Origin of the sequence: Corynebacterium singulare, assembly GCF_000833575.1 — a bacterium.
Lineage (GTDB): Bacteria > Actinomycetota > Actinomycetes > Mycobacteriales > Mycobacteriaceae > Corynebacterium > Corynebacterium singulare.
This window is the reverse complement of the sequence record NZ_CP010827.1, coordinates 2,239,000-2,263,429: the sequence shown is the minus strand read 5'-3', so window position 1 is coordinate 2,263,429 and position 24,430 is coordinate 2,239,000. Positions and strand designations below refer to the sequence as shown.

Annotated in this window: 18 protein-coding genes and 2 tRNA genes; 13 read left to right on the top strand and 7 right to left on the bottom strand. The window is 62.4% G+C overall.

Features of this window, described 5'->3' with window-relative positions; all coding sequences use genetic code 11:
• Positions 1-314: 314 nt before the first annotated feature.
• Positions 315-1,067 (bottom strand): HNH endonuclease family protein, encoded by a 753-nt coding sequence (locus CSING_RS10465; protein ID WP_042532077.1) that lies wholly within the window; start codon positions 1,065-1,067, stop codon positions 315-317.
• Positions 1,068-1,104: 37 nt separating this feature from the next.
• Here CSING_RS10465 and CSING_RS13750 point away from each other — a divergent pair, with 37 nt between their 5' ends.
• The 6 genes from CSING_RS13750 (at position 1,105) to acpS (ending at position 13,515) form a co-directional block, all read left to right on the top strand.
• Positions 1,105-1,275 carry a hypothetical protein gene (locus tag CSING_RS13750; RefSeq protein WP_158407810.1) on the top strand — a complete coding sequence of 57 codons (171 nt, stop codon included), beginning with the start codon at positions 1,105-1,107 and terminating at the stop codon, positions 1,273-1,275.
• 17 nt (positions 1,276-1,292) lie between these two features.
• Positions 1,293-10,184 carry a type I polyketide synthase gene (locus CSING_RS10460; RefSeq protein WP_042532075.1) on the top strand — a complete coding sequence of 2,964 codons (8,892 nt, stop codon included), beginning with the start codon at positions 1,293-1,295 and terminating at the stop codon, positions 10,182-10,184.
• A 103-nt stretch (positions 10,185-10,287) separates the two neighbouring features.
• Positions 10,288-11,277, top strand: a complete 990-nt coding sequence (locus CSING_RS10455) for a substrate-binding domain-containing protein (RefSeq protein WP_042533420.1) — start codon at positions 10,288-10,290, stop codon at positions 11,275-11,277.
• A complete protein-coding gene (locus tag CSING_RS10450) occupies positions 11,274-12,314 on the top strand; it encodes an ABC transporter permease (protein WP_042532073.1) in 1,041 nt (346 codons plus the stop codon). The genes CSING_RS10455 and CSING_RS10450 overlap by 4 nt, the downstream gene beginning before the upstream one ends.
• Before the next feature lie 3 nt (positions 12,315-12,317).
• Positions 12,318-13,070, top strand: coding sequence for an ATP-binding cassette domain-containing protein (locus tag CSING_RS10445; RefSeq protein ID WP_042532070.1), 753 nt, complete (start codon positions 12,318-12,320; stop codon positions 13,068-13,070).
• Positions 13,071-13,080: 10 nt separating this feature from the next.
• Positions 13,081-13,515, top strand: coding sequence for a holo-ACP synthase AcpS (gene acpS / locus CSING_RS10440; protein WP_144403137.1), 435 nt, complete (start codon positions 13,081-13,083; stop codon positions 13,513-13,515).
• Here acpS and bcp read toward each other — a convergent pair.
• Positions 13,512-13,982: a thioredoxin-dependent thiol peroxidase gene (bcp, locus tag CSING_RS10435; protein WP_042533416.1), complete on the bottom strand. Its 471-nt coding sequence runs from the start codon at positions 13,980-13,982 to the stop codon at positions 13,512-13,514. The genes acpS and bcp overlap by 4 nt on opposite strands.
• Before the next feature lie 179 nt (positions 13,983-14,161).
• Between bcp and CSING_RS10430 the strand changes: the two genes are divergently transcribed.
• The 5 genes from CSING_RS10430 (at position 14,162) to CSING_RS10410 (ending at position 18,247) form a co-directional block, all read left to right on the top strand.
• Positions 14,162-14,440 (top strand): DUF3618 domain-containing protein, encoded by a 279-nt coding sequence (locus CSING_RS10430; RefSeq protein WP_042532068.1) that lies wholly within the window; start codon positions 14,162-14,164, stop codon positions 14,438-14,440.
• 288 nt (positions 14,441-14,728) lie between these two features.
• Entirely contained in the window at positions 14,729-15,874 is a 1,146-nt protein-coding gene (locus CSING_RS10425; protein WP_321969365.1) for an ABC transporter substrate-binding protein, read from the top strand.
• 2 nt (positions 15,875-15,876) lie between these two features.
• Positions 15,877-16,983, top strand: a complete 1,107-nt coding sequence (locus CSING_RS10420) for a FecCD family ABC transporter permease (RefSeq protein WP_236683972.1) — start codon at positions 15,877-15,879, stop codon at positions 16,981-16,983.
• Positions 16,974-17,735 (top strand): ABC transporter ATP-binding protein, encoded by a 762-nt coding sequence (locus CSING_RS10415; RefSeq protein WP_042532063.1) that lies wholly within the window; start codon positions 16,974-16,976, stop codon positions 17,733-17,735. Before CSING_RS10420 ends, CSING_RS10415 begins: the two co-directional genes overlap by 10 nt.
• 11 nt (positions 17,736-17,746) lie before the next feature.
• A complete protein-coding gene (locus CSING_RS10410; protein WP_042532061.1) occupies positions 17,747-18,247 on the top strand; it encodes a hypothetical protein in 501 nt (166 codons plus the stop codon).
• Positions 18,248-18,391: 144 nt separating this feature from the next.
• On the opposite strand, the gene CSING_RS10405 is transcribed toward CSING_RS10410, so the two are convergent.
• Positions 18,392-18,464, bottom strand: a tRNA-Lys gene (locus CSING_RS10405).
• A gap of 272 nt (positions 18,465-18,736) precedes the next feature.
• Here CSING_RS10405 and CSING_RS10400 point away from each other — a divergent pair.
• Complete coding sequence (locus CSING_RS10400) at positions 18,737-19,954, top strand: L,D-transpeptidase (protein WP_042532059.1); 1,218 nt, start codon at positions 18,737-18,739, stop codon at positions 19,952-19,954.
• Positions 19,955-19,974: 20 nt separating this feature from the next.
• Here the strand turns inward: CSING_RS10400 and CSING_RS10395 are convergent, their stop codons facing one another.
• From CSING_RS10395 to orn, 4 genes are all read right to left on the bottom strand, one after another.
• On the bottom strand, positions 19,975-20,520 hold the full coding sequence (locus tag CSING_RS10395) for a DNA-3-methyladenine glycosylase (RefSeq protein ID WP_042532057.1): 546 nt from the start codon (positions 20,518-20,520) through the stop codon (positions 19,975-19,977).
• Between the two features lie 97 nt (positions 20,521-20,617).
• Positions 20,618-21,709 (bottom strand): HNH endonuclease signature motif containing protein, encoded by a 1,092-nt coding sequence (locus CSING_RS10390; protein WP_042532055.1) that lies wholly within the window; start codon positions 21,707-21,709, stop codon positions 20,618-20,620.
• 86 nt (positions 21,710-21,795) lie between these two features.
• Positions 21,796-21,871: transfer RNA gene (locus CSING_RS10385), tRNA-His, on the bottom strand.
• Between the two features lie 49 nt (positions 21,872-21,920).
• On the bottom strand, positions 21,921-22,553 hold the full coding sequence (gene orn / locus CSING_RS10380) for an oligoribonuclease (RefSeq protein ID WP_201773951.1): 633 nt from the start codon (positions 22,551-22,553) through the stop codon (positions 21,921-21,923).
• A 292-nt stretch (positions 22,554-22,845) separates the two neighbouring features.
• Here orn and CSING_RS10375 point away from each other — a divergent pair, with 292 nt between their 5' ends.
• Positions 22,846-24,390, top strand: coding sequence for an alanine/glycine:cation symporter family protein (locus CSING_RS10375; protein WP_042532051.1), 1,545 nt, complete (start codon positions 22,846-22,848; stop codon positions 24,388-24,390).
• The last annotated feature ends 40 nt before the right edge of the window (positions 24,391-24,430 follow it).

Genomic DNA, 24,430 nt, shown 5'->3' with positions numbered 1-24,430 from the left:
TGATTCGGCAAGCGTGTCTCAATGAGAGCAGTAGCGCACGCGCATTACTAATGTGACCTAGACCTCAGCCTAGGTGCTGTGTCACATATTAAAAGAAATGTGAGGCGTGGAAGAAATAACGATTAATTTTCTTTCATGAGGGGGTGACTGCCTAGCTCTGGACGCTGCATTTATTAGATATGGAAAGATCTATAGATGCTCGCGCGCGGAGGCTCGATTCACACGCCATGCACGTGGTTTGTGGGGCAACTGAGGGGGTTCTGTGTATGAGCTGTAGGTGAATAATATGCGGGGTGGGATGGGGGTAACCCCCTTTAGCAGGCAAGCAGCTGCCGGCGCAGCGCCTCCTGCTCGGCGTCGGTCACCCAGATGTCGTAGGCTGCCTTCACCTCAACGATGCGCTGCGCATACTGGCAGCGAAAAGCTTTGTTGGGTGGCAGCCACGTGGCGGCGTCACCGGCGCCTTTCTGCTGGTTGAGGGGGCCATCGACGGCAAGGAGGTTGCGGGGATCGTTGGCAAAGTTTCGGCGCTGCTCGGGTGACCATTGTTGGGCGCCTTTCTGCCAGGCGTCGGCAAGCGCGACAACGTGGTCAATCTGCACCGCACTCGACGTGTCAGCCCCGCGCTGGAAGTCGATGGTCTGGCCAGAGTAGGGATCCTGGAGGGTCCCCGATAACGCCACGCAGTCATGCGTGCCGTCCTTGATCACGAGGTTGTCCAAGTCGCGGCGCAGAATGTCATTGCGGGTATCGCAGCCATTGTGGCCAAACTCTACGGTGACATCATCGGACCAGGCCTGTCCGAATTCCTCGCGCTCATAACCGGTCATCGGCGCACGGCCCTTGACCTCGAGGGAGTCCAACGTGGCAAGCGCCGCAGCTACCTCAGCTGCGGCTTCCGTCTGCTCATCCTGTACGTTCGCGGACGCAGAGGGGCTCTCCTGAGCTGTGTTCGGGGCAGCGTCTGGCTGGGAGCTGGAGGTAGGAAACATGAGGCCAACAAGCACCAAGGCAGCAACGAGAACGTTGAGGAGAGCTGCGAGGATGAAAGGGGTGCGAGAGGCCATAACGCATCGATCGTAATGGGTAGAATCTGATGTCGGTATGAGTATCGACATGTTCTTTGATGAGTACCTCTCCGAGCGTGGTTTGTCCCGCTCGGCCGAGGTCGTTCCGGACCACGCCTGCCAGGTCTTTTGCGGCCTGCCTGAGCCCCAGACCCAGCCTTCCCTCGATGCGGCCGTGCAGCTCGTTGCGCGTGCCCTGGGGGAGTAGCGCCGGTGACCCATCCCATGAACACCGCACCCCTTGTCGCGTGTTTAGACGTGGAGCCTTGCGCGCTGTCCTTCTCCGGGCAGGGCTATGCGTGGCTGCCCACCCTCCGTGAGGCCCTAGCCACAGGTGTGCGGCCGCAGCTTGCCCGATACCTGGATGCGGCCGAGGAGCTTCTCGCCCCGCTTGTCGGCGCGCTCCTGCCTACCACCCCCCACGGTTTCTCGCCGCTGGAGTGGGCGGATGCCCAGCCTGCGTTCAGGCTATCCGCGCCAGCTGTGTCCACGCCGGGCATTGTGACGGCCCAGCTCTCGGTCCTCGAGTCCGTGCGCGCACAGGGGCTCAACACTGACGTCGCCGTGGCGAGCATCGGGCACTCCCAAGGCGTTGTGGCTGCCGCCGTCGCCGCTGGCCGGGTAAGCCCAGTTGAGGCCTTGGCCTTGGCCCGCCTCATTGGCGCTGCTATGACCAGGACTGCCCGAATCCACGGACTCGTCCGCACCGACCAGGGCTCACCCATGGTGGCGGTGTCGGGTGCCTCGGAGGAACAACTTCGGGCAGCCGGCGCCCACATCGGCCTTATCAACGGCCACGAGCGCTTCGTCATCGTGGGAACACCAGCCGAGCTTGCTCGCGTGCGCCGAACTATCGACGGCGAACATGTGAGTCTGACGGACCTGGACGTTGACGCCGCCTTCCATCATCCGGCGATGGGGGAGGCCGTGGAACAGGTGGAGCGCTGGGCAGCGCGCATCGGCCTCGAGTCTGAACTCGTGAGTGAGCTGGCCCGCGCGGTGCTCACGGACACCGTGGACTGGCCTGCCCGTGTCACTGAGGCTGTCGCCGCCGGCGCGTGCTGGATTCTGGAGATGGGTCCCGCTCGCGGCGTTGAGCCTTTAACACGAGGCATCGTCGCTGGCCGGGGAGTGGGCACGGTGGCCGCAGCTACCACAGAGGGGCAAGCGCAGCTGTTTGAGCCCGGCCACGCGCCCGCGCTGCCTGCCGCCTGGTCTGATTGTGCACCACGTCTGGTGGAAGGGCGCCTCACCACGCGCTTCACCGACGTGACGGGCTATTCCCCGGTCATGTTGCCCGGCATGACGCCCACCACTGTAGATCCGACCATCGTTGCCGCGGCCGCCAACGCAGGACACTGGGCAGAGCTCGCCGGCGGCGGCCAACACACCGATGAGATCCTGGCGCAGAACCTGGATAACCTCGCAGAGATGCTCGCGCCGGGCGTGAATGCACAGTTCAACGCCCTGTATCTGTCTGCTGCGCAGTGGCGCCGCCAGATTGAGGGGCAGCGTGCCATCCCCCGCGCCCGAGCCGCAGGTGCGCCGCTCAACGGCGTGGTCATTTCCGCTGGTATCCCGCCGCACGAGGAGGCCCTTGCGCTGGTAGAGCGCCTGCAAGCAGAAAACTTCCCGTGGATAGCCTTTAAACCTGGCACCGTCGAGCAGGTCAAGCAGGTGCTCGCGATTGCGCGCGAGGTGTCCACCACACTCATCCTTCAGCTCGAAGGCGGTAGCGCCGGCGGACACCACTCCACCGAGGAACTCGATGAGTTGCTTGTGGCCGCGTACGCCGACATTCGCCAGCAGCCTAACGTGCTGCTCGCCGTCGGCGGTGGCATCGGAACCCCGGCGCGCGGCGCGGAGTACCTCACCGGCGAGTGGTCACGGCGCTTTGGCCTGCCCGCAGCACCTGTTGATGCCATCATGGTTGGCACCGCCGCTATGGCCACCGCGGAGTCCACCGCGTCGGAGTCAGTCAAGCAGGCTCTCGCCGCCGCCACGGACAAGGACGTCACGTCCGGACGGTCAGATCTGGATGCGAGCATTCATGAGCTGGACAATTCCTTCGCCCGCGCGGGCAGGCTGCTCGATGAGGTCGCCGGCGACGAGGCGCACGTTGCTGCCCGTCGTGAGGAGATCATCGCTGCGCTGGCGGCGACGTGCAAACCCTACTTCGGCGACCTCGCCGCGATGTCGTACTCCCAGTGGCTGCACCGCTATGTGGAGCTGTCTTTCCTCGACGGGTGGGTCGACGAGTCATGGTTTAATCGCTTTAAGGACATGGTCGCGCGCAGCGAAGCTCGTCTGCACGAGGCCGATCACGGTGAGATAGAACTTCAGGTGAGCGTGGATCGTTCTCACCCCACAGACGCCATCGCTTCGCTCATAAAGCTCTACGGGGACGCCGCGCTTCATCCCACCGATGCCGCCTGGTTCATCACCCTGCTCGATGGTCCGGGGAAACCGCCGAGCTTTGTGCCGGTTATCGATTCCTCCGTGCGCCGCCGCTTCCGCCTCGACTCCTTGTGGCAGGCCCACGACGAGCACTATGACGCCGACCAGGTCTGCATCATCCCCGGCCCAGCCGCTGTTGCGGGTATTGAGCGCGCCAACGAGCCGGTGGTTGAGCTGTTGGCTCGCTTCGAGCAGGCCGCCGCAGACCGCCTTCCCCAGGAAGTACCGGACGCACGCGAGTCTGCACCGAGCGCTGAGACTCTCATCCGCCGCGCACCTACCCTGAACTGGGCTGGCCGCGAAAAAGTAAATCCGCTGCTCCTTGACCTACCCGGCGTGACTCTTCGCCCGAGCGGTGCAACTGTTCCCATCGGTGAGGGCTCTGCGGACTTCTGGTACACCGTGCCCGTGGGCGCTGGCTCGACGCAGGAGGGTGACGCTGTGCTGCGCGTGCGCATCATGGCACCGAGTATTCCGGGCGCCTCGCCTTCCGTGAGCACCGAGGATGCCGCTTCTGCTATGCGTGAGCTTGCCCGTGCAGCGGCCGGTGGCACACTGCCGGAAGTCAAGGACGGTCGTGCCTCGGTGGAGGCCCGCCTCGATGCAGCGGACATGGCTGACTACGTCTCCGTGACGAGCTCGGATAGTGCTGGTATGGCGGCCGCGGAGTCAGCCGCGCCAGACGTCCTCGTAGGAATGGCCTGGCCAGCGATCTTCGCTGTCATCGCGGATGCCCGCATCACTAACGATGCGAAGGCTGAGCCAGTAGTCGAGGGTCTGCTCAACCTGGTCCACCTCGAACACTCACTGATGCTTGGTAAGGATGCCACCGAGCGTCTTGCGGCCACGGCCGCACCGGGTTCCACGCCGCTGGAGGTGACCATCACCGCCGACCTGGTCGCGGTAAGTGATACGCCCTCGGGTCGAGTCATCGACGTTGCGGTGAGCGTGGGGGACATAGCAACGCTACGCGAGCGCTTCCTGATTGCTGGGCGCACTGGGACCGCGAGTATGGACGAGTTCCGTGATTCAGGCGCAGCGTCGGAAGGGATACGCGAAACCCCACGGTCCTTCCTTCACCAACGCACCGTGACCGCGCCGGAATCTCTGCGCCCCTTCGCCGCGGTGACGGGGGACCATAACCCTATTCACCTCTCCGCGAATGCCGCGGCGTTGGCAGGCCTGAAGGACGGCCCTATCGTGCACGGCATGTGGACCTCGGCCCTAGCTCAGGCGGCCGCGGCCTGTGATGGCACACAGGTCCTGGAGTGGTCTGCATCGATGCTGGCCCCAGTCCTGCCCGGCAGTGAGGTGGAGTTTGGGGTGGAACGGGTGGGCGTCGACAAGCGCGGCGATCACGGCGAAATCCGCGCTGTCACCGCAACGTGCAATGGTGTGGTGGTGCTCGAGGCCCGCGCCACAATGAGCACTCCGCGCACGTTTTATGCCTTCCCCGGCCAGGGCATCCAATCCCCGGGGATGGGCATGGCGGACTACGGACAGTCACTGGCTGCGCGCGCGGTGTGGGACCGTGCGGATGCGTACACGAGAGAACACCTTGGCTTTTCCATCCTGGCGATCGTGCGCATCAACCCGGACAACGTTGTGGTGGGTGGCACTACCTATCACCATCCGAATGGTGTGCTGTTCCTGACCCAGTTCACCCAGGTCGCCATGGCTACGTTGGGCTGCGCCCAGATCGCCGCCCTGAAGGAAGCAGGGGTCCTCGACACCACGGCATCCTTCGGCGGACATTCCGTGGGCGAGTACAACGCCCTGGCCGCGTATGCGGAGGTCCTCTCCCTTGAGGCGGTTCTGGAGATTGTCTATGTCCGTGGGCTGACCATGCACCGTTTCGTCGAACGCGATGCTGACGGCGAGTCCCGCTACGGCCTGGGAGCGCTCCGACCGCACAAGATGGGGATGCGTGCGGATGAGGTTGCGGACTACGTTGCCGAGACAAGCGAGGTCACCGGGGAGTTCCTCGAGGTGGTCAACTACAACGTCCAGGGGCGCCAGTACGCGATTGCGGGGACCATCGACGGCCTCGAGGCCATCGATGAGAATGCCGAGTACTGGGCTCCTGGCCAGCGCGCCTTCGTGCCCATTCCAGGCGTTGACGTGCCCTTCCATTCCTCCCTTTTGCGTGGTGGGGTAGAGGACTTCCGCTCGCATTTAGAGGAGCTCATTCCACGGGACATTGACCTCTCGGTGCTGGTGGGCCGTTACGTGCCGAACCTCGTGGCCAGGCCCTTTTCTCTGGATCGTGAGTTCGTAGAGGCCATAGCGGACGTGGTGGAATCTGAGCGGATCACGGCACTTGTTGAGGATTTCGCAAGGGCTGCAGCGAACCCGAAGGAGCTCGGGCGCACGCTCCTCATTGAGCTTCTGGCCTGGCAATTCGCCTCCCCAGTGCGGTGGATTGAAACCCAAGACCTTCTGCTTACCCCACGCGGTTCCATGACAGAAGCAGGCGTAGCGGGACTGGGCATCGAGCGTTTCATCGAGGTTGGCGTGGGTGCCGCACCGACCGTAGCTAACATGATGGGCCACACACTAGGCCTGTCTGACTACGCGGGCAGTGAGGTTGAGGTGCTCAACACTGAGCGCGACCACGCCCGCGTCTTCGCCGAGGACGCGCAGCCCGCGCCGGAGCGCACTGCTGAAGAAGCTGTGGAAGACCTCACGGAACACGTGGCAGACCCCACGCCGGAACCGGCGGTGGCCGCTGTCCCCGACGAGCCGCACACAGAGGTGCCAGACCGCGCGCTGAACCCGCAGGTTGCCGTGGAGATGCTCATCGCCCTGTGGACCAAGGTCCGTCCCGACCAGATGGAGGCTAGCGACACGATCGAGGCCCTCGTGGAGGGCGTGTCCTCCCGCCGCAACCAGCTGCTGCTGGACTTGGGCGTGGAATTCGGGATCGGCGCCATCGAGGGCGCGGCGGATAGACCACTGCGTGAGCTTGCGGAGACAGTGGCGCAGCGCGCGCCTCGCTATGACTCTTTTGGTCCCGTACTCGCCGCGCAGGTGGGGCAGGCGGTGCGCCGCCTGACGGGCCCGGCGGGGAAGAAGCCGGGGTACATCGCCGAGCGCGTTCACACCGAGTGGGGCCTAGGCCCTGGCTGGGCTGACCGCGTCGTAGCGGAGCTCGTGCTGGCCAGCCGCGAGGGTGCCTCCCTGCGTGGCGGGGACCTGGCCACCCTGCCGCGCGCGGAGGTGTCGACTGTGCGTGAGCTCGACGAGCTTATCGACGCCTCCCTGACCGCCGTCACCACCCGCGCCGGGGTGACAGTGACGAAGCGCGCGCGGGCCACCGCGGAAGCGAACGTGGACCCGGTGGCGCTGACGGAGTATGCGCAGCGGTTGGAAACCGCACTCGAGGATTCTGCGCGCTCGCTGCTCGACGCCCTGGGGTGTGGCGCTCGCGACGACGCGGCCGCGTCGATGAAGAATACGACGGACACCGACAACCGTGCCGGCCTTATCGAAGCGGAGCTGGGACCCGACTGGGAACAGCGCGTGGCCCCTGCCTTTGACGCTACGAAGGCAGTGCTTTTCGACGACTACTGGGCCTACGCCCGCGAAGACCTTGTCCAGGCTGCCGCAGCTGGAGTCGAGGAACCACGCCTCGATGTTCTCGGCGCCGGTGCGGAGGTCGAGCGTATGGCAGCTTATCTGGGCTATCGACGCCAGGCCGCGGACGCCGCGGTGCCAGGCGAGTTCCTGCTCCACTCCGGTCAGGTGGCTGTGGTGACGGGAGGTTCGCCGGGCTCGATTGGTGCGGAGATTATCTCCGAGCTCCTCGTCGAGGGCGCCACTGTCATTGCGACGACCTCGCAACTCACCCCGCAGCGCGTTGAATTCTTTAAAGACCTCTACCGCAAGCGTGGAGTCGGCACGGCCGTGCTGTGGGTGGTCCCAACCAACCTCAACTCTTTTGCAGATATCGATGCGTTTGTGGAGTGGATCGGTGCGGAGGAGACTGCCACGGTGAATGGCGAGACCGTGGTGCGCAAACCGGCCTTCATACCCGACCTACTCTTTCCCTTTGCGGCACCGCCCGTCAGCGGAACCGTGGCCGATGCGGGGCCGGCGGCTGAGGCCCAGATGCGCCTGCTGCTGTGGTCCGTGGAGCGGCTCATCGCGGGGCTGTCCGCGGTGGGCGCGGATACCCACCTGGGGCATCGCCTCCACGTGGTGCTGCCCGGCTCACCCAACCACGGGCGCTTCGGCGGCGACGGCGCGTATGGCGAGGCCAAGGCCGCTTTCCACGCCCTGGTCAACCGTTGGCATGCCGAGCAAGATTCATGGGGCGCTCGAACCTCGCTGGTCCACGCGCTCATCGGCTGGGTTCGCGGAACCGGGCTGATGGCGGGCAACGATTCTCTTGTGTCCCAGGTCGAGGCCCGCGGCGTGGCCACATTTTCCGCGAAGGAGATGGCCATCCGCCTTGTCGATGGCGCCGCCAACGAATCGGTGCTCATCGAGGCCGCCACTGCGCCACAAACCATGGACTTTAGTGGCGGACTGTTGGGTGCCGACCTTAATCTGGCCGAGGTGGCACGTGAGGCACACGGTGCCTCCACAGCCCCCGAGTCCGGGACCGAACTGCCCACACCACGCACCGTGACGGCTCTACCGCACGTGCTGAAGCCACTGGAATGGACCCACCCCGACTTCAGCGAGGTCACCCAATCCCTGGAAGACATGGTGGTCATTGTCGGCGCCGGCGAACTGGGGCCGCTGGGCTCATCGCGCACCCGCTATGAGGTCGAAGTCGGCGGTGAACTTAGCGCTGCCGGCGTGCTGGAGTTGGCGTGGACCTGTGGACTTGTGACGTGGGATGAAAAGACAGCGGCGTGGATCACGCCAGAGGGCGAGTCCATCGCGGAGGAAGAAGTTTATGAGCGCTTCCACGACGAGGTCCTCGCCGGCATCGGTGTGCGGCGCTTCCACGACAGTTTCGGACCTCACCTGCCCATGGTGGACAACCTCGCCCCAGAGCTGACCACCATTTACCTGGAGAAACCGCTGACCTTCACCGTTGAGGATGAAGCCACCGCACGCTCCTTCGTGGACAGCTGCGAGCGAGCCACGCTTCAGCGCGTGGAATCCACTCCGGGCGGTGAGACCGAATGGCAGGTCACCCGGCCAGCGGGCTCCGCCGTGCGCGTGCCACGCCGCGTGGCCATGACACGCGTAGTGGGTGGACAGATCCCGGAAGGATTCGACCCCGGGGTCTACGGCATCCCAGCCGACATGCTGGACAATCTCGACCGCCTTGCCGTGTGGAACCTCGTGTGCACGGTGGACGCCTTCCTCTCTGCAGGGTTTAGCCCAGCCGAGTTGCTGTCCCACGTTCACCCGGCGCGGGTGAGCTCCACACAGGGCACCGGCATGGCAGGGCAAGAGGCGTTGCGGTCGCTGTACGTCGATAAGCTCTTGGCCCACCCGCGGCAGAATGACATCCTTCAGGAGGCACTGCCCAACGTCATTGCCGCGCATGTCATGCAGTCGTACGTCGGTGGCTACGGCCAGATGGTCCACCCCGTCGCCGCCTGCGCCACGGCAGCGGTGTCGGTGGAAGAAGCCTGCGATAAGCTGCGCCTGCACAAGGCCGACTTCGTTGTCGCCGGTGGCATCGACGCGCTCTCGGTGGAGGGCATTACAGGTTTCGGCGACATGGCCGCCACCGCCGATAGCACGCACTTGGCCGCACAGGGCATTGAGAACCGTTACTTCTCCCGCCCGAATGACCGCCGCCGCGGCGGATTTGTTGAATCGGAGGGCGGCGGAACGCTGCTGCTCGCGCGTGGAACCCTCGCCGCGGACCTAGGCTTGCCGGTCCTCGGCGTGGTGGGCTTTGCCGAATCTTTTGCCGACGGTGCGCACAACTCCATTCCCGCGCCGGGCATCGGTGCGCTCTCGGCGGCGCGCGGCGCTTCCGAGTCCCGCCTCGCCCGTGGTCTCAAGGACCTGGGGGTGTCTCCGGATGACATCGCCGTGGTGTCCAAGCACGACACGTCCACGACAGCCAACGACCCTAACGAGTCCGACCTGCACGAACGAATCGCCTCTGCCCTCGGGCGCAGTGCAGGCAACCCGCTGTACGTGGTGTCCCAGAAGTCACTGACCGGCCACGCCAAAGGTGGGGCCGCGGCCTTCCAGATCGTGGGCCTGAGCCAGGTGCTGCGCCAGGGCATCATCCCGCCGAATCGCTCCCTGGATTGCGTTGATCCGCAACTGCGCCGCCACGAGCACCTCGTGTGGCTGCGCAGGCCACTGGATCTGCGGCGAACTCCGCCCAAGGCAGGGCTCGTGACCTCTTTGGGCTTCGGGCACGTCTCAGCACTCATCGCGCTCGTCCACCCGGAGGCCTTCGTGGCGGCAGTGGCCAGCGAGCGCGGCGACGATGCCGCACAAGCGTGGCATAAGGCCGCCGAGGCGCGTGAACGCGCCGGGCTGCGCCGCCTAGAGGAGGCCATGCGCGGCGGAGCAGCACTGTACGAGCGGCCGATCGAACGCAACCTCGGAGGCGGCGATGCCAACGCAGTAACAGAGCGAGAAGCCGCCGTACTACTCAGCGAGTCGGCGCGCCTGCGCAGCGGCATCCTAGAGCCGGACGCAGCACCACACGACACATCCGAGCGGGGGTAAAACACCGAAGAATAACCCCAGCTCGAACCCTCTGAAACGATAAAGAACCAGGTCAAGCGGGTTGAACCCAGAGTGTGTGCTGGGGCACCATGCAAGGGTGAAAATCAACACAAAGTTTGCACGTGGTGTCAGTGCGGTCGCCCTCGCCGCCACGATCGGGGGATGCTCCGCCACCGGAGGCGCGCCCCGCCCGAGCGAGGAGGGCGAGCTGGCCGGTGGTGTCGACACCGAGCGCCTCGTCGTCGCCATGATCTCCCATGGCGCGCCGGGCGATACCTACTGGGACCTCGTACGCAAGGGCGCGGAGGATGCCGCGCGCAAGGACAACATCGAACTGCGCTATTCCTCCGACCCGGAAGCCCCTAACCAGGCCAACCTGGTGCAATCCGCCATCGATTCCGGGGTGGACGGCATCGCCGTGACCATGCCGAACGCGGGCGCTATCGGCCCCGTGGCCAAGAAGGCTGCTGATGCCGGCATCCCCACCGTCGGCCTTAACGCCGGCATGGACGACTACGAGAAATACGGCATGAGCGCCTTCTTCGGCCAAGAAGAGAAGGTTGCAGGCACCAAGGCGGGCGAGCGCCTCAAGGCCGATGGCGCGAAGCATGCCCTCTGCGTTATCCACGAGCAGGGCAACTCGTCCCAGGAGGCGCGGTGCGCCGGCGTTAAGGAGGGCATGGACGGCGGCAAGGTGGAGATTCTCTACGTCAACGGCAAGGATCTCACCGCCGCGCAGTCCACCATCAACGCCAAGCTGGCACAGGATAGGTCCATCGACTGGGTGATGGCTCTGCAGGCCTCCGTGGCCATGCGTTCGACAGATGCCGTGGCCGAGGCAGGCTCTGACGCACAGGTCTCGACGTTCGACACCAACGCCGAGCTTGTCGACGCCATCGCCGACGGCACCGTCCAATGGGCCGTCGACCAGCAGCCCTATATGCAGGGCTACCTCGCCGTTGATGCGCTATGGCTGGCCCACCGTAACGGCTCCACACTAGGCGGCGGCCGCCCGGTGTACACCGGGCCGTCCTTCGTCGATTCCACCAATGTGGACATCATCTCTGAGTCGGCGAAGGAGGGCCTGCGATGAGTGGGGAGGCGTCGATAAGCACAGGCGATGCGCGCCTGACCCGCCGCAGCGCATTCTCGCGCCTGATTCGCCGTCCAGAGCTGGCGAGCCTACTGGGCGCGGTGCTCATCTTCGTCCTCTTCATGGTCGTTGCCCCCGCCTTCCGCTCGGTGGAGGCCTTCTCCACGGTGCTGTATGCCAGCTCCACGCTGGGCATCGTGGCACTGGCGGTGGGCCTGCTCATGATAGGCAACGAGTTCGACCTGTCCTCCGGCGTGGCCGTGACTTCGGCCGCACTCGTGGCCACGATGCTCAATTACAATTTCCACCTCAATTCCTGGGTGGGCGTGGGCCTCTCGCTGCTTACCGCGCTGACGATTGGCGCGCTCAACGGTGTGCTAGTTACCCGGACGAAGATTGATTCCTTCCTCATCACCTTGGCGGCCTTCCTCATGCTGCAGGGCCTCAACCTGGCCATCACAAAGCTGGTGACGGGGCAGGTGGCCACCCCTACCATCGCGGATATGGAGGGATTTCCTTCCGCACGCGTCGTCTTCGCTGGCACGATTCACCTGGGCTCGTTGAGTATTCGCGCCACCGTCATCTGGTGGTTAGTGTTTGTCACCATTGCTTCGTGGGTTCTGTACAAGACGCGCTGGGGCAACTGGATTTTCGCTGTTGGCGGCGATGACGAGGCCGCTCGCGCCGTCGGCGTGCCCGTGCGCCGCGTCAAGGTGGCGCTGTTCATGTTTGTCGGTTTTGCCGCCTGGTTCGTGGGCATGCACACCCTGTTTGCCTTCGACTCCATCCAAGCGGGCCAGGGTATCGGTAACGAGTTTCTCTACATCATCGCTGCAGTGATCGGCGGCTGCTCCATGACTGGTGGGCGCGGTACCGCGGTGGGCACGGCCATTGGCGCGCTCATTTTCGGCATGACCAACCAAGGCATCGTGTATGCGGGCTGGAACCCCGACTGGTTCAAGTTCTTCCTCGGTGCCATGCTGCTTTTCGCCGTGCTGACGAACACGTCGGTGGCCAACTTCACGAGGAAGCGATAAACCATGATTGAGCTCCACGATATTTCCCAAACCTTCGGCAACTTCCACGCCTTGCGGGATATCAACTTGGCCGTGAAGGAGGGGACTGTGACCTGCGTGCTGGGAGATAACGGTGCGGGAAAATCTACGCTCATCAAGATTCTGGCTGGCCTGACCCCACCGACCGGTGGCACCATCACCGTTGATGGCGATGAGGTGCGGTTTGCCAGCCCCCGCGATTCCCTCGACGCGGGCATCGCCACGGTGTACCAGGACCTGGCGCTCGTGCCGTCCTTGTCGGTGTGGCGCAACTTCTTCCTGGGGCAGGAGCTTACAGGCGCGTTGGGTCGTCTCCGCGAGTCGGAGATGAAGCGAATTACGCACGACCAGCTCTCAGATATGGGCATTGTGCTTGGCGACGTCGACGTGGAACTCTCCGCACTCTCCGGTGGCCAGCGCCAAGTTGTCGCCATCGCACGCGCGATCTACTTCGGCGCTCGTTACATCATCCTCGATGAGCCCACCGCCGCCCTCGGCGTGAAGCAATCCGGCATGGTGCTGCGCTTCATCGACGCCGCTCGCGAGCGCGGCATGGGCGTTGTGTTTATTACCCACAATCCGCAGCATGCTTACCTGGTGGGCGACCACTTCGTCGTACTCACGGTGGGAGAGATGTCCTTGAACGCGCCGAAAGAGGCGGTTAGCCTGCCGGAACTGACTCAGTGGATGGCCGGCGGCGATGAGCTTGAGGAGCTCAAGCAACAGTTGGCGCGCTAGGCTGTTCTGCATGAGCATGAGCGGAATGAGTGTGGGTACCGACCTCGTGCACATCCCGTCCTTTGCTGAGCAGCTTGCGCTGCCTGGTACGCGCTTTGCCCGGGTCTTTAGCGCTGCCGAGCTGCGCGGGGCGCAGACTCGAGGACTTGAGGGTGCTGCCCGCGCCCAGTACATGGCTGGGCGCTGGGCTGCTAAGGAGGCCTTCATCAAGGCGTGGTCGCAGGCGCTCTACGGGCGCCCGCCAGTCATGAATGAGGAGGCTGTTGTCTGGTCAGACATTGAGGTCCGCCCTGACGCGTGGGGTCGGGTGGCCCTCGAGCTGCGGGGGAGTATCGCTGCTGCGGCGCAGGAGTCCTTGGGGGATTACACCACAGCGCTGTCCATCAGCCATGACGGTGACTATGCCACCGCCACGGTTCTTCTTCTCACCGCGGGGTGTGGCTAGTCCAGCGCTTTGAGAACGCGGGCGACGTGGCCGGTGGCCTTGACGTTGTACATGGCCTGGGCGATGGTGCCATCCTCGTCCACGAGGAAGGTGGAGCGAATAACGCCTTGGACGACCTTGCCGTAGTTCTTCTTTTCACCGAACGCGCCATAAGCCGTCATGACCTCCTTTTCGGGGTCCGACAGCAGCGGGAAGTTTAGCTCGTGATCCTCACGGAACTTCGCCAAGGCCTCCGGCTTGTCGGGAGAAATGCCCACGACGGCGATGTCCATACCGTTGAGCTGCTCGAGGCTATCCCGGAAATCGCACGCTTCCTTGGTGCATCCAGGGGTGTTGGCGCGCGGGTAGAAGTAGACCACGACGCGTTTGCCTGCATAATCGCTCAGGCTCACGGTAGTGCCGGCATCATCGCTCAAGGAAAAGGCCGGGGCTTTATCTCCTACGTACAGTCGTTGTGCTTCAGTCATGGTCTCCACCATACCGTGCTCCACTGCGTGCTCTCCGGCACAGTTCTTGCGCCCTCACTGTGCGGGTAGACATGCGGCAGCGGTGAAGGTCAATGTAGAATATCGACGTTAGAACTTCAGCGGCCAGATTCTGGCCGCAACAGATCACACAATCACAGTCAAAATCTCAGGAGATTTACGTGGCACGCAACATTGATGATATCCAGCGCGACATCGAGCGCACCCGCCGTCAGCTGGCTAGCACTCTGGATGAGCTGGCTGACCGCAGCAAGCCGCAGAACTTTGTGGACGACGCCAAGGGTGCCGCCACTCAGAAGCTGCAGGACCGCAACGTGCAGATGGCGCTCGCCGGTGTCGGCGCTGCTGTCGTAGGTCTTATCGCTTTCTCCGTCTTCCGCTCCAAGCGTCGCAAGTCCGATATCAAGGAGCTGCAGCGCCTGCTGGCTGAGCGCCGCTAAGCACTCTCCCCATATTCGCTGCGCTGACTGCGCACGCATGAGAACCCTGCCCTGGACGTTGTCCAGGTCGGGGTTTTATTACGCTCCGCATAGCAGGGAAAAGTGTTGCCCACCCTATGTAGACTTTGGGTAGCCTAACCTGAATGTGTAGGATGAACTCGTCCTGATTGGAGTGCGCTCCCCGCGTGGGTACCGCACACGACGATGAAAGTACGAGGAACAACAGTGGTTCACAGCCCTACTCACCACCAAACGGCACGACCGCGTGTCGTAGGAACCTTTGCTCTAGTGGCGGCACTTGCCAGTACTGTGACAGGCTGCGCTGCCGGGACAACGGCCGAGGATGCCACCCAAGACGCATCTACTGATAGCACTGCAGCCGTGACTTTCACGGACCTAGCCGGCCGCCACGTGGAGCTGGACCATGAGCCAGAGCGTGTCATCCTCGGAGAGGGGCGCGGAGTGTTTGCCACCGGCGTCCTTAACGCTAAAGATCCGCTCGACAAAGTTGTAGCCATCGGCTCGGACCTCAAGCAGAACGTGCCCGATTACTACCGCGAGTTGGAAAAGGTCGTCCCCAAGGTCAACGAGCTGCCCGAAATTGGCGGCTTTACCAAGGGCGACGTCAGCGTAGAGGAGCTGATTAGCCTCGATCCAGACCTCATCGTGCTTTCCAAAGACCAGTATGAGGCTTCTCAGACCGCTGGGCTCACCGACAAGTTGGATCAAGCCGGACTCACCTACGCCGTCACTGATTTCCGTGCCAAGCCGCTGGAGAACACTGTCCCCACTATGGAAATCTTCGCTGATATTTTTGGCCACGAGGATCGTGCCGATGAATTCATCGCAGACTGGCAGAAGAACGTTGACCTGGTAAAAGAACGTGCAGCTAAGGCAAAAGACACGCCGTCTACCTTCGTGTGGCGAGCGGCGGGTGTGTCAGATTGCTGCGGCTCGTGGAATGACTCCAACATCTCCCAGCTGGTCAACGTCGCCGGTGGTGAGAATGTGGCTGACGGCCTCATCGACGGCGAATCCGGCGCCCTTACCCCTGAAAAGGTCATCGATGCTGATCCGGACATGATCATCGCTACCGGCGGCGACTGGTCCTCCAAGGTCGATAGCTCCAAGGGCCACACCGGCTTCGCGGCCGCGGGGTATGGCATCAGCTCAAAGGATGCCCACGATAGCGCCGCCACGCTTGCCGAAGTCCAGCCCGGCTTCCCCGACCTCACCGCCGTCAAGGAACACAACCTCCACGGCCTGTGGCACCAGTTCTACAACTCGCCCTTTAACTACCTGGCGCTGCTCCAGATAGCCGCGTGGCTCCACCCGGAGGACTACGCAGACATCGACGTCCAGAAAGAGTGGGCCGATGCCCAGGAGAAGTACTCGCCCGTCCCCGGCGACGGAACCTTCTTCAGCACCAACTAGTCATGAGTATTTCTACAACCACCGCACATCCGGTTCGCGCTGAGAGCACCACCGATCCCGTGGCCGCCGCCGCGGCCCTCGCCCGCGAGCACTCCCGCGTGACCCGCCGCCGCATCGCCATCGTCGCCGGCCTAGTCCTCGTGGCGCTCGCCGCCTTCGTTGTCAGTGTCATCGTCGGCGCCATCAACCTCACCCCGGGTGAGGTGCTGCGCGGCATGGTGGACCCAGGGGGCGTCGACAAGCAAACGCGTACCGTCCTGTGGAGCCTGCGCCTGCCCATGGCCGTCATGGCGCTGCTTATCGGTGCCAGCCTGTCGCTCGCCGGCGCGCAGATGCAGACCATCCTGGACAACCCCCTGGCAGAGCCCTTTACCCTCGGCATCTCCGCCGCCGCGGCCTTCGGCGGGGCCAGCGCCATCGTGCTGCGCTGGCAGCTCTTGGCCCAGCCGCAGTTCAACCTCGCCCTCATCGCGTGGCTGTCCGCTGCGGTGGCCACGGCCGTCATCGTCGTCGCCGCCGTTATCCGCGGTGCGAAGTCCGAAACGATGGTGCTGCTCGGCATCGGCCTCGTCTTCTTCTTCCAGGCCATGCTGGCGCTCATCCAGTACCGTTCCTCCAGCGAGGCGCTCCAGCAAATCGTCTTCTGGTCCATGGGCTCGCTCACCCGCGCCAGCTGGCAGGCCAACGCCGTGTTAGCGGGTGTGCTCGTGGTGGCGCTGCCCATCCTGGGCGCGCTGTCGTGGCGGCTGACGGCGCTGCGGCTTGGCGACGCCCGCGCCACCGCCCTCGGCATCAACACTTCCCGCCTGCGGGTCATCGTGCTCGTCGTAGTATCACTCGTCGCGGCCACCACCGTGGCCTTCGCCGGCATCATCGGTTTCATCGGCCTCGTTGGCCCGCACATCGCGCGCATGCTGGTGGGCGAGGATCAGCGCTACTTCGTGCCGGCCTCCATGGCTGCAGGCGCGGCGGTGATGTGCGCTGCCCACGCGCTCAGCCTCGTGATTAAGCCTGGGCTGGCCATCCCCATCGGCATCGTCACCTCGCTTCTGGGCGTGCCGTTCTTCATCGCCATCGTCATGACTCGCAGGAGGGCATTGTGGACGTAGAACTAACCATTTCTGATTTGTCAGCCGGGTACGGCTCGTGCATGGTGGTGGATAGATTGAGCCTGCCCACGCTGCGTGGCGGGCAGGTGGTGGGATTGCTGGGGCCGAATGCATCCGGCAAGACCACGACCATCACGACGCTTGCCGGGGTACACCGCGCACGAGGCGGCACGATAGATTTCCGTGTCGACGGCCAGACTCCGCGCGGACAGCGCCGCCGCCAGCTCATCGGCTATGTACCCCAGGACCTGCCGCACAGTGCGGCGTTGCGGGCGTTTGAAGCCGTACTTATTGCGGCCCGCCGGGAACTATGTGAGGACCCGGTCACCCGCACTGCCGAGGTACTGCACTCCCTGGGGCTCGATGCGATTGCGCAGCGCTACCTCAACGAGCTTTCTGGCGGCCAGCGCCAGCTAGTCGCTGTGGCACAGATGCTGGTGGGGCACCCGGGACTCATGCTTCTCGACGAACCCACGTCCGCCCTCGACCTCCACCGCCAACTCTTCGTCTTGGAACAGGTACGGAAAAAGACACAGGAGGAAGGCAGTGTGGCGCTGGTGGCGATTCACGACATCAACCTGGCAGCCCGGATGTGCGACCAGCTCGTCGTGATGAAGGACGGGCAGGTACATGCTCACGGTGCCCCAGCGGACGTGCTGAGCCGTGAGCTATTGCGCGAGGTGTATCGCGTGGAAGCTGACATCGTTGAACACCGCGGATATCCCGTGGTAGCGCTGGAGGCCGTTAGTTAGACTTAGGCGGCGTGAGTCGCAATTCGCCTGAGAACCTACTGTTGTATTTGGCTCCGGAGGACGAAGAATCTGTGCGGGCAGTCTTTTCTGTGCTAGCTGAGAGGGGATTTCCCCTCCAGCACCAGCGCCCGCACATCACGGTTACCTTCGCGCCCACGATGGACACGGCTGTGGTGGACCAAGCCCGCGACGTGTTGCCGCCGCTTGTTCCTGCAGTGTTTCGCCGCGTAGGGACCGTTGTTTTCGGCACCAAGAGTAAACAGACGGTGGCATGGATGCTGGAAACCACCGATGAACTGGAGGCCGCTGCCCGCCAGTTAAGTGCCGCAAACTCGGACGGACGAGGGGCTCGCTGGACGCCCCATCTGACGATGGGGCTACGCCTTCCACGCGTCATGGTGCCTGAATATGTGCGGGCTCTCGATGACATATCTGGGCCAGAGCACAAGGAGTTCCTCGCCACGACTGCCGCTTGGTGGCGGCCGAAGGTAGAGCAGCTCGAGGTGTTTTAACGATCGAGCGGGTGTTGGATGTGGGGTGGGGACGCGGAGCCAAACCCAAATACCACCGAAAGCACATCTAGAACACGATTCCCCAGAAACGAAAGAAGCCTCAAGACACCGAAAGGGAATCGACGTCTCGAGGCTCCTTATTTGTGCGCCATCAGGGACTTGAACCCCGAACCCACTGATTAAGAGTCAGTTGCTCTGCCAATTGAGCTAATGGCGCAGTCATTGTCATGGCGGGCTTCTGATTTCCTCAGCGCCTGCCGTGCAACGAGATGTAACTTTAACACCCTGTGTGGAAAAAGGTAAAATCGCCTGGTTGTTGCGCATTTCAAGAGTGTTGCTGCGTGCATCTTTTGTTCCGCTGTACCGCGGCCAATGACGGATGGATAACGAAACGGTTAAAGGCGGCGGGGTCAACTAGTTTGGAGTCGAGTGCGCGGACTAGTCTGAGGATGTTGTCTTAATAAACGTTGTATCTATCTAGGGGTTTGTGTGCGTTCTCTATTCCCTGCTGCACGTCCCGCAGTGTTTCTTTCTGGTCTTGCCCTGGCCGGGTCGGTGATGGCTGCGTGCACCATCGGAGAGCCTGAAGGTCACGATGAGGCAAAGAACCTCTCGGAGGAACAAGTGCAGGCGAGTGCGGAGGCTTCGGCGGCCGCGAAGGCGAAGGAGCTGAGGTTCTCCATCAAGGACGGGGCGGAGGACGTGGATCCTTCCGAACCGATTGAGGTGACATCCACCGCGGGGCTCTCAAAGGTCACCATGACCAACGAGGCCGGCAAGGTTGTCAAGGATGAGCTGTCCTCCGACGCTATGACGTGGAAGAACACAGAGGTGCTGGGGTACAACCACACCTACACCGTTAAGGCCACGGACAAAGACGGCAACAATAAGACCATCACGTTCACCACTCCGCAGGCAGCAGCCGTCTCTGAGGTGGCGATGACGCCCATCCCGGATTCTGTTGTGGGTGTGGGTCAGGTCATCGGCGTGCGTTTTGGTAACTACGTCACCGACCGGAAGGCGGCGGAAGACGCTATCACCGTCAAGACGGAACCCGCGGTGGAGGGTGCTTTCTACTGGGTGAATAACCAGGAGGTGCGGTGGCGTCCCGAGAAATACTGGGAGCCAGGGACGGCCGTGACTGTTGACGTCGACCTCTACGGCCGAAACCTCGGCGGCGGGGTCTATGGAGGCGAGGACGCCTCAACGAATTTCACCATTGGGGACCGCGTCATCACGCTGGTGGACAACAACTCCAAGATGATGTCGGTGTTTAAGAATGGAGAGGTTCTGCGGCGCATTCCGATTTCTATGGGTACGGACGGCCAATGGGATACGCCGAATGGTGTCTACGTCATTGGTGACGAGTATCCATCCTTGACTATGGATTCCACCACCTTTGGGCTGGCTCTCGATGCTGGTGGCTACAAGACGGACGTCCAGTGGGCGACTCAGATGTCCTATTCGGGCATCTACGTTCACGCGGCTCCCTGGGCGGTTGGTGCGATGGGAAGCTACAACCAGTCGCATGGTTGCATCAATGTGACGACTGCGGATGCAGAATGGTTCCAGAGCACGGTGAAGCGCGGTGACGTGGTCAGGGTGTCCAACACCGGCGGCGGCGTGTTGAGCCCGCTCGATGGACTGGGTGACTGGAACATGGACTGGGAGACATGGTCCGCGGGGAATGCTACTGCAAACCAGTAAGTAACCGAGAGGGGCGGGAACTACGAAGGGCGCCCACGACGCCGAGACACGGTCTTGTCAAAGGGAATCCAGAAGCGCAGGGCCGCGTCCGTGTTCTTGGAAATGCCAATGCGTGGACCACGTACCCATTCGGGTTCCGTGGTGCGTTCGGCCAAGTGCACTCGTGTGCCGTTGTCTTCCAAGCTGAACCCAAGGGCCTTGCCTAGGTTTCCTGGCCCGCGGGCGAGGTTGTGGAAGTCTGTGTTGCCTCGGCGCTCATGGGCCACATCCATTCCGTCAATAACTTCGCCGCTACGCAGCAGACATCCTTCGCCGCGGCCTTCGGGCGCGCAGACAATGTTGCCGTTGCGGTGAATCCCGTATGACATGTAGACGTAAAGGCGCCCCGGTGGCCCAAACATTGCGGCGTTGCGTGGGGTACGGCCGTTGAAAGTGTGTGAGGCCTCATCGTGGGATCCGAGGTAGGCTTCGACCTCGGTTATCCGAATGGAAACCCCGTTGTGGGTAAGTACCGCGCCCAGCAGTTGGGGAGCCACGACATCGGCGGAGGCGGTGAAATCAATCATTGCTGCAGTTTAACGGGCGGGATCGCCGACGTGCCCGCTGGCCGTGGTGTGGTTGGCGGGTTTCGGCGTAGGGTGCGTGTGTCTGCCTGCGGCGGGTTTAGCTTGCGCCTGGTGGTGGTTGTTCTGCTGCTTTTTCGGCGTTGAGTCTGGCTATGGCTTGTTGGTATTCGGGTGTGGCGGTGATCGGTAGTCCCCAGGGTGGGATGTAGCCGATGCCGGTGTTGAGTCTGAAGACGTAGCCACGGCCGGTGGGCCGCGATGGGTCATCATCGTTAATACCGTTGTGGTAGGCGCAGAGGAAGGTCAGATTCTTGATGTTGGTGTAGCCGCCGGCTTGCCAGGGGATGATGTGGTGAACCTGGCAGTAATCAGCGGGTTTGTTGCAGCCGGGCCTGGAGCAGGTTTGGGTTTCAGCTGCCAGGGTGAGGCGTTGTTTCCAGCTGGCACTGCGTTCTGCGCGGTAGGAGTTAATAGGCCCTTCCACGGGGTGGATGATGGTGGCATACCCGATGGAGGCGAATTTATAGGACAGGAATTCTGCCCCGGTCATGCGCGCACCGTTGGTGAGGTGGAGTTCGATTTCATCACCGTCGCCATTAATAATGCGATCGAATTCATCCAATGTCACTACGACTTGGGCATGCACGGCGGGTTTAGTGCCCACACCGCCGGTGACGATGACGGTACGTGCAGCCTCGAGGAGGTTGTGTTTGTTGACGGATTCGAGGGTGCCGCGGATATCAGCGATAACTTGTGCGTCATCGGTAATCGTCATGGAGTTGGGTCCGGTGGAGCGGTAGGTGAACCGGACTCCGGGTTTGGCTTCGCGTTTGTTGCGTAGTTCTTTGAGTCTTTTGACTGCTACTTCGCGGATCCGATGTGCTGGTGTGCCGGCGAGTTTAACACGGAGGTTCCAGGCATCGAGGTCTTTTTTGACTTTGGCGGTGTAGGACTCGATGAGTGTGAGGGTGGCTAGGCTGTGTTTCTGGGTTTGGGCTGCTGTGCGTGCTTTGCGTTGTTTGCCGGTGAAGCGGGTGGGGCCGAAGTAGGTGCGGTGCAGGTGGGCAAGCTCTGCGGCGTCAGACGCGTCGGCGCCGAGCGCGCGGAGTTCGTCGGGTGAGCTGGATGCATTCTCCACGAGCGCAATCCCCGAATTGCGGTAGTGGAAGTAGGTTTCTAATACCCCCATGACCCGGAAGCCTAAAACAGGTCTAACGAACCCGCAACCGGAACGGGAAACGCCGCGCGATGAGCACCGCGCGGCGTTAGAAAATTTGGGGTGGCTGACGGGGCTCGAACCCGCGACACCCAGGATCACAACCTGGTGCTCTACCAGCTGAACTACAGCCACCATCGTTGCCCGAAAGCAACGAGATACAGGTTAACTCACACCGCGGATTTTACAAAAACGCCTGGTAGTCTGCCGTAGTGGCGGTCTTGAGTTCCTCGGCTTCTTCGCTGGAGGGGCCTTCGTCGGTGCGGAAGACGCTACGGCGGTAAAAATCTAACTCGCGGATGGATTCAATGATGTCCTGCAGTGCGCGGTGCGCCATGCCCTTATCTGGCTGGTTGTAGTAAGCGCGTGGGTGCCAGCGACGTGCCAGCTCCTTGATCGTCGACACATCAATCATTCGGTAATGCAGCGCTTTATCCAGTCGCGGCATGTAGGCGCGGATGAAGGTGCGGTCGGTGGCGATGGAATTTCCGGCCAGGGGAGCGGGGTGGTTGGGGTCGCAGTGCTTCTCGACGAGCCCCAGCACCGCCTCCTCTGCTTCCTCAATAGTCACCGTGGACTCGCGGATTTCCTTGTCCAACCCGGAGTTGGCGTGCATCTCGGTGACGAAGTCATCCATCTGGCCAAGCTGTTCTTCGGTGGCGTGGACAACGAGATCGAGGCCTTCGTCCAGGATGGTGAGCTCGGCATCGGTGACGACGGCGGCGACCTCCACGATGACGTGACGCTCGGGATCCAAGCCCGTCATCTCCAGGTCTATCCAGACGAGGCGGTCGTTTTTAGCGGGGATTTCACTCATGATCCCCACCATAGTTTCTCTACTGATTCTGCTTCTTCTCACGGGGTATAGGGCAGATTCGGGGGTGGCTGAGGGGGTATGTGGGGCTGTAGCGTCAGAGTTTTACCGGACGAGTGCGGCACGTCACCTTAATCGATGTGAGCTGGTCTTTTGTTGCGTCTGGAGGGCTGCGGGCGGAGGGCTGCGTGAAGTTTTTCATGATTCTACTCACGAAAGGCTCAGGTCATGAGACATGATTAATTCAGCCCGAATAGTGACGGCACTCACATATACCGAAGGACGGTTTCCTCCGATGTCAGGCTTCCTCGACACACTCAACACAATAATTTGGTCGCCAGCGCTGGTTTTCCTGTGCCTAGGCGCAGGAATCTATTTCACCCTTGCCACCAAGTTCCTGCAGATTCGCTGCATCCCCGACATGATTAAGCAGCTGAAGGACGGTGAAAGCTCCGAGTCCGGCGTCTCCTCGTTCCAGTCGCTGATGATTTCGCTGGCCGGCCGAGTCGGTGTGGGTAACATTTCTGGTGTTGCTACCGCCATCGCATTCGGCGGCCCGGGCGCCGTGTTCTGGATGTGGGCTGTGGCACTGTTGGGTTCGGCGACGTCCTTCGTCGAATGTACGCTCGCCCAGGTTTACAAGGAAAAAGACCAGGACACCGGTGAGTACCGTGGTGGCCCGGCCTACTACATCGAGAAGGCTTATAAGCACACGAAGGCTGGTCCTTTCATGGTGGTTTACGGCATTGTCTTCGCCATCGCCATGATTCTGGCCACCAGTTACTTCCTACCTGGCATTCAGGCCAATGGTGTGGCTGCGGCTGTCGAAAACGCCTGGGGCATCAAAGTGGGTTGGTCCGCCATCGTCTTGGCCGGCGTTCTTGCCCTCATCATCATCGGTGGTGTGAAGCGTATTGCTAACTTCGCTTCCTTGGTCGTCCCGTTCATGGCGGGTGCCTACATCCTGTTCGCCATCATCATTCTTTTCGTGAACTTCAACCAGATCCCAGAGGTCTTCGGGATGATCTTCAAGTCTGCCTTCGGTGCGGAGCAGGCCTTCTCCGGCCTGCTGGGCTCCGCCATTATGTGGGGTGTTAAGCGCGGTATCTACTCCAACGAGGCAGGTCAGGGTACCGGCCCGCAGTCCGCGGCAGCCGCTGAGGTGTCCCACCCGGCGAAGCAGGGCTTTGTCCAGGCCTTCGCCGTCTACATCGACACCATCTTCGTGTGCTCGGCTACCGCGTTCATCATTATCTCCACGGACATGTACAAGGTCTTCGAGAACGAGTCCGAAGATGGTCCGACGCGCTACGCGGGTGCTATTCCGGATGACGTGGCTGTTGGCCCGGGCTATGTTCAGCACGGCCTCGACACGTTGCTCAACGGCTTCGGCCCAAGCTTCATTGCCATTGCTATCGCTTTCTTCGCCTTCACCACCGTGCTGGCGTACTACTACATGGCGGAGGTCAACCTGACCTACTTCAACCGTTGGATCAAGAACAAGACCGCTCGCCGTGCCTTGGTCTGGCTGCTGCGTGTACTGCTTGTTGTTTCCGTCGTCATCGGTGCGACCACCACCCCGGGTGCCGCCTGGGCGCTCGGTGACATTGGTGTGGGCGCGACCGCATGGCTCAACATCATCGCCATCCTCTTCCTCCAGGTCCCAGCGCTCAAGTGCCTCAAGGACTACACGGCTCAGAAGAAGGCTGGCACGGATCCGCAGTTTGACCCAGAGGCGCTCGGTATCAAGAATGCTGAGTTCTGGGTAGAGCGCAAGCTTGCCCGCGAGGAAGCCGCGCAGAAGGCCATCGCGCAGGATTCCCCGCTTCAGGGTCAGTAATTCCCGTCACAGGCGTAAGACGCCCGCTCTCACCCAGTGA

What these genes read in the sequence shown, in the direction of transcription:
- CSING_RS10465 (WP_042532077.1), bottom strand. Translation starts at nt 1,067, where the DNA reads ATGGCCTCTCGCACCCCTTTCATCCTCGCAGCTCTCCTCAACGTTCTC.
- CSING_RS13750 (WP_158407810.1), top strand. Translation starts at nt 1,105, where the DNA reads ATGAGTATCGACATGTTCTTTGATGAGTACCTCTCCGAGCGTGGTTTG.
- orn (WP_201773951.1), bottom strand. Translation starts at nt 22,553, where the DNA reads ATGAGTGAAATCCCCGCTAAAAACGACCGCCTCGTCTGGATAGACCTG.
- bcp (WP_042533416.1), bottom strand. Translation starts at nt 13,982, where the DNA reads ATGACTGAAGCACAACGACTGTACGTAGGAGATAAAGCCCCGGCCTTT.
- acpS (WP_144403137.1), top strand. Translation starts at nt 13,081, where the DNA reads ATGAGCATGAGCGGAATGAGTGTGGGTACCGACCTCGTGCACATCCCG.
- CSING_RS10390 (WP_042532055.1), bottom strand. Translation starts at nt 21,709, where the DNA reads ATGGGGGTATTAGAAACCTACTTCCACTACCGCAATTCGGGGATTGCG.
- CSING_RS10375 (WP_042532051.1), top strand. Translation starts at nt 22,846, where the DNA reads ATGTCAGGCTTCCTCGACACACTCAACACAATAATTTGGTCGCCAGCG.
- CSING_RS10395 (WP_042532057.1), bottom strand. Translation starts at nt 20,520, where the DNA reads ATGATTGATTTCACCGCCTCCGCCGATGTCGTGGCTCCCCAACTGCTG.
- CSING_RS10445 (WP_042532070.1), top strand. Translation starts at nt 12,318, where the DNA reads ATGATTGAGCTCCACGATATTTCCCAAACCTTCGGCAACTTCCACGCC.
- CSING_RS10420 (WP_236683972.1), top strand. Translation starts at nt 15,877, where the DNA reads ATGAGTATTTCTACAACCACCGCACATCCGGTTCGCGCTGAGAGCACC.
- CSING_RS10460 (WP_042532075.1), top strand. Translation starts at nt 1,293, where the DNA reads ATGAACACCGCACCCCTTGTCGCGTGTTTAGACGTGGAGCCTTGCGCG.
- CSING_RS10450 (WP_042532073.1), top strand. Translation starts at nt 11,274, where the DNA reads ATGAGTGGGGAGGCGTCGATAAGCACAGGCGATGCGCGCCTGACCCGC.